Origin of the sequence: Leptotrichia trevisanii DSM 22070, from assembly GCF_000482505.1 — a bacterium.
GTDB classification, from domain to species: Bacteria; Fusobacteriota; Fusobacteriia; order Fusobacteriales; family Leptotrichiaceae; genus Leptotrichia; species Leptotrichia trevisanii.
This window is the reverse complement of record NZ_AXVL01000052.1, coordinates 4,947-14,617: the sequence shown is the minus strand read 5'-3', so window position 1 is coordinate 14,617 and position 9,671 is coordinate 4,947. Positions and strand designations below refer to the sequence as shown.

General features: G+C 30.5%; 8 protein-coding genes. All 8 read right to left on the bottom strand.

From position 1 onward, the window contains the following. Nucleotides 1-250: 250 nt before the first annotated feature. Nucleotides 251-745: a DUF441 domain-containing protein gene (locus tag K324_RS0108790; protein ID WP_026748825.1), complete on the bottom strand. Its 495-nt coding sequence runs from the start codon at nt 743-745 to the stop codon at nt 251-253. Between the two features lie 38 nt (nt 746-783). Next, nucleotides 784-5,799: a DUF4132 domain-containing protein gene (locus tag K324_RS0108785; RefSeq protein ID WP_036095403.1), complete on the bottom strand. Its 5,016-nt coding sequence runs from the start codon at nt 5,797-5,799 to the stop codon at nt 784-786. A gap of 25 nt (nt 5,800-5,824) precedes the next feature. Then, complete coding sequence (locus K324_RS0108780; RefSeq protein WP_026748823.1) at nt 5,825-6,244, bottom strand: hypothetical protein; 420 nt, start codon at nt 6,242-6,244, stop codon at nt 5,825-5,827. A gap of 1,190 nt (nt 6,245-7,434) precedes the next feature. Then, on the bottom strand, nt 7,435-7,911 hold the full coding sequence (locus K324_RS0108770) for a hypothetical protein (protein ID WP_026746636.1): 477 nt from the start codon (nt 7,909-7,911) through the stop codon (nt 7,435-7,437). 9 nt (nt 7,912-7,920) lie between these two features. Next, nucleotides 7,921-8,106: a hypothetical protein gene (locus K324_RS15805; protein ID WP_345940150.1), complete on the bottom strand. Its 186-nt coding sequence runs from the start codon at nt 8,104-8,106 to the stop codon at nt 7,921-7,923. Between the two features lie 44 nt (nt 8,107-8,150). Further along, the gene (locus K324_RS15245; RefSeq protein WP_026748821.1) at nt 8,151-8,363 is read right to left on the bottom strand and encodes a hypothetical protein; all 213 of its coding nucleotides are present in this window, start codon (nt 8,361-8,363) and stop codon (nt 8,151-8,153) included. 26 nt (nt 8,364-8,389) lie between these two features. Next, nucleotides 8,390-8,530, bottom strand: a complete 141-nt coding sequence (locus K324_RS15800) for a hypothetical protein (protein WP_155283111.1) — start codon at nt 8,528-8,530, stop codon at nt 8,390-8,392. A gap of 308 nt (nt 8,531-8,838) precedes the next feature. Further along, entirely contained in the window at nt 8,839-9,354 is a 516-nt protein-coding gene (locus tag K324_RS0108750) for a hypothetical protein (protein ID WP_026748820.1), read from the bottom strand. Between the last annotated feature and the right edge of the window lie 317 nt (nt 9,355-9,671).

Here is a 9,671-nt window from a genome sequence, read left to right as displayed (position 1 = left end):
AACTTGGGTAGGAGTTGGAGCATTGACAGAAGTAAATTCTGGATTTGGCTGGTATGTAAACTATGACGGCTCTATTGACAGTGGAAAAGGTAAAGGAAATAACAATGTGTTTACGACTGGAGTTAGATTTAACTTCTAGCATAGTTTTACTGTAATCATTTTAAATAAATAAAAAATAAGAAGAGTTGTAGCTTTTAATTTTAGTTACAACTTTTCTTATTTATAAATTTTTTATTTTTAAAATCAAAAATTATCTTTTAAAAACTAATTCAATAATTCTCAAAATACAAAAAGTAATTCCGCTAGCAATAACAGGCCCTGCAGCAATTCCTTTGAAAAACACAACTCCCATTATTGTTCCAATTACTAGAGCGACTGTGATTTCAGGCTGTCCCGAAAGTAGTCCTACGCCTTTTGAGGAAAGGATGGAAACAGTGATTCCACTTATAATCGCAACCCATCCAATTGAAGATTTAAAAGCATTTAATAAATGAGAAAATCCAATTTCCCCTGTGGCAATAGGAATTAAAATAGCGACTGTAATTACCAGAACACCCCAATTTATACCCTCTTTTCTAAATTGAGTCATAAAATTCTCAATGTCAATTCCCTTTAATTTGCAACTTTCTGTGATATTAAATAAAACTTTTAAAATTAGTACGAAAATTGTTGCATAAACTATGGATTTATTCTGTGTAACTGCACCAACTAACAAAATTAATCCTAAAAAAATAAAACTTTCCAAAATTCTTCCTTTCTATTTTTTCTTTTTTCCATTTTTTCCTATTTTATCTGTTCCAAAATGAATGGATCCTTTATTTTAGCGTCTTCCGCAAATAAAATAATTTTACTCATAATTTCGGCTGTTTTGGGATCTTCGTCAATAAATGGCAGGAATATTCTTCCTCTGTGCTGAGAATGTACTGGAAGCACGTTTATTTCAGCTCCTGCTCTCTGATGAACTACTCCACTTCCCAAATGAACTGTGTATTCTGCACGTTCGCCTTTTATTATAGCATGTTTTTCAGTAAATGTAACATTTGCAAGTTTGAATAATTTAAGATTGAACTCAACAATTGCTTTTCTCATTTCAATAGTCGAATGGCTGGCTTCAGGATCAACACCTCCAACGTGAGCCACACTCACAGCTAAATCCACATCCCGCATTACTTCCGTAAAGATTAAATCAGGAATGTTATCTATAAGCAAAGGCTTAAACGTTTTTCTGTCATAAAAACAAACCCATTCAAGTGTTGGAGCTTCAATATCAGATGGAGAAAACCAGTCCGCCATTGCATAAATTTTGGCTATGATATTTTCCTTGTAGTAAACTTTTTGCAGGCCTTCCTCATAATCAGCAACCCATCTTCGATTTTTCAACACAGCAACAGTTTTATTCGGCTGAATCTGATGTCCAGCATATCTCAGTGAATTTTCCTTACCTTTTTCGTCCGCAGTTTTTACGTAAATTTCCCTAAATACTTGCTTAAATGGCTGTTTTGTCTGTTTTGTGAACAAATCCTGCTGATACTCGCTCCATTTTCCACTGTTATATAAATCAAGAGCATGAGCAATTTTTAACACCTGATTTTCTTCAAGTTCAATAATATCGCCATTTACAGTTACAAAGTTACCTTCGCTGTAATAACCAAGATCATTTTCTGATTTGAAAACAAGAGTATCTAGCAGTGGTGAAATTACAGGATTTTCCATCAGATTTTTTATTTCATAGTTGTAAAATTCTGTGCCGTCTTCCATTGCTTCTTCCAGCATTTTTTTAGAACGTCTATACTGCTCCTTCAAATTCTTATTAACTTCCTTAATTTCTTCAATATACTTATTTTTCTTTAGTTTTGCCGGCATTGTTTTCAAAGTTTTTCCATTTTTTTCAAAAACTGTTTTAGTTTGTCCAAATTCATCAATTTTTATAAACACCGAAATCTCATCAATTTTTTTTGGCTCAAAATATTTTTGCATTTCATTAATTAAAGCCGTTTCCATACTCCAGATTAAACGGATTACGTCCGAATATCCAGCATTTCTTGATAAATTTTCCAGCGATATTTCAAATGCCTTTGCCTCGCTTGCCCGACGCTGAGCCCCAAACTGCTTGCTTTCCTTCAGAAACTTCTGCAAAAATTTATATCTATGAAGCAAATCCTTGTCACGAGCTTTTTTAAGCGGAATTAAGGAATAACTGGCAACCAGGTCTTTATTTCTCTTATCTTGAATCTTTGTTTCCGTTTCCTTTAATTTCAGTTTCCCTTGCACAGCATCCGCAAACATTCTTGCCCGTGAGTGCTTTGCTCCATCTGATACATATTTTGCCGCCTCATAAAGCATCTCAAACCGTTTTTTCCCAAGCTCCTTATAAGCAGACTTGAACCAGTCAATGTCAAAAGCTCCCACAGCCAAGTCTTCCACAGAAATAGGAGTATATTTGGCAAACAGGCTTTCCATATTTTTAGATACATCACTTATATGAGCGTGGAAATAGTAACAGGCACTTTCCATTCCCTTCCAGCCCAAATATTCCTGAATAAGCGGTATCCATCGTGGTGCATACATTGCCACTTCTATAAGCCGCTGCTGACTGATTTTGCTTCCTTTTATTTTTTTTTCAAAAAGTTCACTGGTGTCGTTTTTATCAGGTTGGCTATTTTTCAGAAGATGGCTCAAATTTGATTTTTTGGAATCATCGCTGTAATAGTAGGAATAATAGCCTCCTCTTTCCAGCTTTTCATTCCCCAGTGCCATCAAAATCTTGATAAGATTGTCAACACCTTTTACAATCGGTATCTGATGAATCGTATTTGAGTATTCCACAGGATTTTCCCCTCTTTTAAACTCCGCCTCCAAAATGTAGTCAATTATTTTTTGTCCTTCTATTTCAAAAAATTTCATAACTTTCTGTTCATCTTCATTCTTATCAGAATCTTCATAATTATAAATAAAATTGCACAGAGTTCTTACTTTGTCCTTTGCATTTCCACGGTTAAGCACTTCGATGTAAAACTCATCTTTTGAAATAATTCCTTTTGTTATTGCAAGAACAAATTCATAAAGTGAAATCAGCTCACCATTTAATTCCCCATTCTTCTTTTGCACATAATTGTACATTTTTTTATAAATTTCATATTTTAAGATAAACTGCTCACAAAATTCCTTGTCATCTGAATAATACTTTATAGTATTTTTAGCCTCTTGAAAAATTAGGTTATTGTCAAAAATGCATGAATACGTTTCTTTGGCTTCATTTCTTCCCCAATAATTGTTTCCCTGCTTTGTCAAGATTTTACTTTCTTCTAAATTATTGTAAACATAAGAAAATACAGCTTTTCCAAAGTTATAACAATATTTCTTGTTTTTTTCTTCATTTTGGTATTCATTTACAAGTATATGTATAATTTGAGATATTTTTCCAACCGAATAATAATATCCTTTATTTACCTCAAAATGCTTTAAATCATTATTTTTTCTTTGCTCAAATATTATTTTTTCAATCAAGTTATTTGCACCAAATCCAAGCATTTCATTTGTATAATTCAAATATTCCTTTGTCGAAAATCTTTCCTTTGTGAATAAATAAAGCTGGTACAGCGTTTCAAAATCCTTAATTTCTGTTTTGTAAAATTCTCGCCACACTTCCTTAAGCGGATAATTCTCCAATTCCTGATTTCTATAATCATATTTTCTATCCGAAGAAAAAACAGGAGAAAAACTGTTAGAAAGCAATACTTCTTCACCATAAGCTGTCTTATACTCATAATTTTCATATTTTGTATACAAATCATTTAATTTTTTTATAATTTCCAAAAGTTCATCAGTGGATTTTGTAAATATATTTTTTATATCTAACTTTTCTTCCAAAAATGCTTTATTTTCAAAACCTGGCTCATAATTAATATTATACTCCAGTTCCTCATCAATGGATTTTTCCTCTTCCTTATTAATTTCATTAATTAGCACTATTTCACTTGAAGTAGGTTCTTTCACAAGTTTTACATACTTCTGCAACGTTTTCACGTCGTCCTTTTTCTCATTCTTAGCCTTCAAAATCAAGTCAAACGCAGCCAGCCGTCTATTTACATCCTTTGTCTTTATAAGATTTTCAACAGTTTCATAAAATGCCGTCTTTTTCTGCAAGTAAAGCAAATTAATCAGATTTTTACGCACTTCTGGAGTTTTTAACCTTAACATTCCTTCCATTTCTTTAGAATATTTTTGGACTAAATTATGTTTTTTGGCTATTTCAAAGGCTTTATTAGTTATTGCAGAATCCTTTAGTCCGTCAACTATAAATTTTTCATGATTTTCATTTTCAAATTTTTCAGAAACCAGCTGTAAAATATCCTCTTTTGTATAATAATTAAGAAATTTTGCATAATCTAAAATTTTGTCAATGTATCCGCCCTTCAAAAAGAGTGCTATTATCGCCATTTTATCAGCAATCACCACTTTATACAGCGTAACCGAATACCACGGGAAAATACAAGGCGAAAAATCTTTCCTAACTTTTGTCATCTGCTTTACCAAATTTTCAAGTATTCCAAAAAATTCCTTTGCCTCGTCCTCATTTTCAAAAAAATCAGTCAGTTTAACTTTCCCATTTTTTATTCTCTGAAAAATCTGATAAGTATTTACATTTCCCACAAAATTACCTGAATAGCAAGCATAAATTTCCAAGTCATCTGGATTTTGCCGAATAACTTTTTTTGCAATTTTTTGAGATAATTTTGGATTTTGGATAATGTCAAGATAATATGAAGCAAGCAGAATAGTGTGTCGTTTCCCAGTATCAATAAGTTTTTCAATCGCATTTACAGCCACCAGGACATCTTCTCTTCCCTTTTGCCAAAGCCCTAGCAGCACCTCCACATTGTCATCACTTTTCAAAAGTTCATCAGCATATCCTGAATTTTCCACAAGTTTATTAATAACCTCAATTTCCTTTTTACTAACCCTGTCAGCATACATTTCCCCAATGCCAGTCCACGTTGCCAATGCCCTTTTTACCGATGAAAAACGTAACAAGTCATTCTCATATATAATTTTAAACATATAGTTAAAGTTTTCCACAGTTCCGCCGTCCATCGTTTCACAGATAGCCTGCCGCAACCCTTCCTGAAGCTTTGCAGCCAACAGCAATTTCCCCACTAATTCTACAAGTTCACGATTGTTTGAAGCAAAAATCGCCCTAAATGTTGTATAATCTAATACAAATGTATTATTTTCACTTAAAATTAAATCTTTCAGAAACTCTATAACCTCTTCATTCCCCCTGTCAATTTCAGCCGAGAGGTAATGCTCCGCACAAGCATAAACATTTGAATACTGTTTCGTGTCGTATTCCCTTTTCAAAATTTTCATAATATCCAAGTCCAAAATATGCAATGTAACAAAATTCGACAAAATATCCCACATATTTCCCAAATGATCCGCATAATTTGAGCTTAATATCATTTTCCTGTAATATCCTTTTGTATAAGACATTTTCACCAGCTTTTGACAAACTTCAAGAAATATTTTTCTAAAATTTTCTCCAATCATTACATCCAAAGCAGGATAAATTTCTTCTGGAAAAATATCCTCAAGCCTGACATTTTCAATATCTTTAATTTTCTTTTTTATTTCTGCAATCGCAAAAATTTCATATCCGTATTCTCCAGTTTTGACAGTTCCTTTCAACGCATTTTCAATAAATTTTCGACTTTCTGGATTTAATTTTTCCTTTTCCTTTGATAATTTTGTCCTGTAACTATTTTTCAACTTATCAGGAATACTGTAACTTATTACCATAATTAATCTCCTTGTAAATTATTTTTTACCACATTCTCCCCGCCAACATCGTAAGCCTGACAAACGTCAACTCATCTTTCTCCTTCAGTTCTATCTCACTCTCTATTTCCCCCATTTCCTCATCATTTACAAAAATCCTGTAAATTCCATCCTCATAACTTTGCAGTGCATTTTCAATCGCCTTTTCCAAATCCTGCTTTTTCCCATTATAATCCACCCCAAATGAAATCTTCCCAGCATCGGACAAATCACTAATTTTTTCATCAGTCAAATATGGAACAACATCTTCTTCTATAAGCCCTTCATTAAATTTTTTCACATTTATCGTAACAAATTCTGTCAAAAGTTCCTTTACAGTCTTTATTTCCCCGCTAATTTCATATTCCTTCCTATCAATTTTATTTTTTTTCTTCCCAATTTGTTTTACATTTACAAATACTTTCATTTTTTTTCATTCACTTTCATTAATTTTTTATATTCTATCATATATTCCTGTTATTTTACAGTGTGAACCCTTTTAAAAAATCTGAAAAAATAAATTGAAAAATATTCAAAAAAGGAAGGATTTGACATAGAAAAAGTTAGAGAGCATAGAATAAAGAAAAAAAATAACCGCCATCTTTTACAACAACGATTATTTTAAAATTTTTAAGAATTCATATCCTAATAAAATCTATAATTTAATAATAATATTACTATAACAACAAATCTTATATAGAATAAATACAAACTTAATAAGACAAATTTCCTTACTCTTTTTATTAAAACAATATACATACTAAATAAAATATGTATAATATTATATGCTATGAAAACAATTATTGATACACTAGAATAACTTATTTCAAAAGAACCATCGGAATTTAAAAATTTATCTATAATAAATTTACTATCTAAACTAAAAAAAATTTTAGAAATAACTATAATTATAACTGCATCTAAAAAAAAATAAAAAAAATCAATGAATGTTTGATTTATTTTCCATTCATAATTTTTAAACTCTTTATTTACTAATCTTACTATCGAAAAACTTATTTTTAAAAATAAGAAAAAGAATATAGAGTTTATGCCTTTATAATATATGTATTCTTTATTTATAACTCTACATAGTATTAAGAGTTGAAAAAATAAACATAAGCATATTATTGAATTTTCAAAAAAAATATAAATTTTTCTCATAAAATTGTTTCTCCGTTCAATTATTTAAAATAATAATTCTATAACTTCACCTAACATAAAAATAAACAATACGATAAAATATTTTAAATATTTAATTTTTATATATCTAATTTTTCTTGTATATATGAATGTTAATATTAATATTAGTGCTAATGTAAAATACGGAAATATCTCCATTATCATAAAAATTGTCTTTATTTTTTCACTTTTTATTATTGGTGGAAATAAAGCATAGTAATTTGCTGTCATAATTAAAATATAAAAAATAATATTTTTTTTAAAAGTTCTTTAAAGATAATTATAATATTTTTCATTTTTTTCCTTGTATAATATAGTTACATTATACAAGCTCCTTTCTTTAAATTTTATATTATGCTATATAAATAACTATTCAAATTTATGACTTTGATTATTAATCAGACTAGTTTCAATAATACAAGTTGTCCTTTTTCTAAATTATTCTATAATTCCATCATATCTTTCTTTAAACTCAAACATCTCCATTACTTTTGTTCCCAATTCCAAATTTGTTGGTTTCTCTAGAAATATATGTTCAACTATATTTCCATTCTCATCTTTAAAAGGTGAATAACCTCTTCCATCTTTTTTCATCAAATACAAACTGTATTTATTTTCAAAAAATTGAAATCCAATATTATTGTATAAATTAACAATTTTTAAATTAGACGAATAATTAAAATATTTTTTATGCCATTCTACATCAGTTTCATTTTCAATTTTTTTCTCATCAGTTTCATTTAATGCCCAAAATATAAACTGTCCTATTTTTTCATTGCTATTTTTACCTAAATAGGAAATTATTCCATAATCTTTGTACATAGTTAATCCTATTTTATTTTTTCCTGATGGTAATATTACCATTCTAAAATTTTTTTCTTTCTTTTCTTTGTATATTCCTACTGATAATAACATTTCTGCCTCCTACTTCAATAATATTGCTTCAACTTTTATACCGCTTTTATTCGCATTTTCAACTACTTTTTTTAAATTTTCTATTTGTGATGAATTTAACGGATTATCATTTATTACAAGTTTCAAAACACGTCCTTTGATATTTCCACTCTCCAAAGAAACTCCTTTTAATTCATATTTAGCAAAGTTTTGTATTGCTCTAAGATCTCTATTTAATTTAGAACTTAATCTTGAACCATTTAGATATATGTTTTTGCATTCATGTCTATACTTTTCACACTTGTTATATATTGTAGTCCATCAAATATCTTATATTTTCCGCCAAATTGTATCTGTTCTTTAAATATGTCCAAAGATAAATTGTCTATTTTAGTTTTAAAAATATCTGAATTTCTATAACTTTTTCCTATTCTTTCTCCGCCATAATAAACATAGTTATAATTGTCTTGCACATAGGTACTTTGAGCTAATGCTTTTCCTAATTTTTTTCCTCTGGATTCAATTTGCTAATCATCAAATTTCGTCTTCCATTATGAGCATAGTAATCTAATGCTGTTTTAGGATCCGTATTTCTTAATAAATCATTTTCTGCTTCCAGTATTCCAAGCTTCCTAGCCATATTATCTTCAGCATCGACTTCTTGTATTTTTTTCTGAGCCTCTGCTGTAATTTGTTTCCCTTTTTCTTGCCGCCTATTATGCTTTCCTCTTCCTCTATGTCTAATCTGACGTCTTGGTTGGGCATTTTTTTCTGCTTCCTATCCATTTCATTATATATTTCTATATATTTTTGAGCTTTAACTAATTGTCGTGCATAAGCTGCGTTTCCAGAACGTTAATCTATAAGAAATTATCTGTCTATTCTATCATCACCGATTAATTCTCTGTTTTGTATATTTTCTTCAGTATAGCTATTTAACCTTTGTTTTTACTCTTCTGTCAGACTTCTATCTTCCCAATTCAATCCTCCACCAGTTCTAGCAAGATAACCCTTATCTATTGCCTTCTCTATAAACCCCGAAGCTCTTGCTTCTCCAAAGTTGGCTAGTAGTTCTGTATCTTTACCAGTTACGTTATGTGTCAGTTCATGTCCAAATACTGAATTTAAATTGAAGTTGCTTATTGATGATATATTGTCTGCATTAAGCCATATTGAACCATCTTCAGCTGTAAATCCTGCTGCATTCATTTTATTTTTGGCATCAGGATCATCTTGTGAAACTTCTGAATTGACATAGAAGTTAATTTCTAATTTCTTGCCGTTCTTTGCAAAAATTTCTCCATATTTATCCTGCATTTCCTGTGCTATCTGCTCTTTTGTCTTTCCTTTAGTGTCAATATAGCCTAGATTTCTTACAGTTTCCTGAACTCTTTCAGTTCTCAAGAAGTCAAGGAAGCCATTTTTTTCTTTAGAGCCGATTGTATTGAAAGCCGCTTTTGCCACAGCACCAACCGCTTCAATTTCATCCTTGGCTTTCCCAATATCCTCTTTCAGTTTACTAGGATTAGTGGCATACTCAATAGTCTGGCTCTCTACATTGATATTTGTACTGCTGTGAGTGTCCTTTGTTACTTCATTGGCTTTTCCTAAATCCCTGTTTATTGGACTTCCAGAAGTTTCTCCTATCTCAACATCTCCAACTACTGTATTTCTTGTGATTCCTTGCTTGTCCCTGCTGTCCTGATTGAAGCCTGCACTTGTGATTCTTGGTTTTCTCCTATTGAGCCTCCAGTAGTTGTCATTGTGTCTTCATTGTAGAT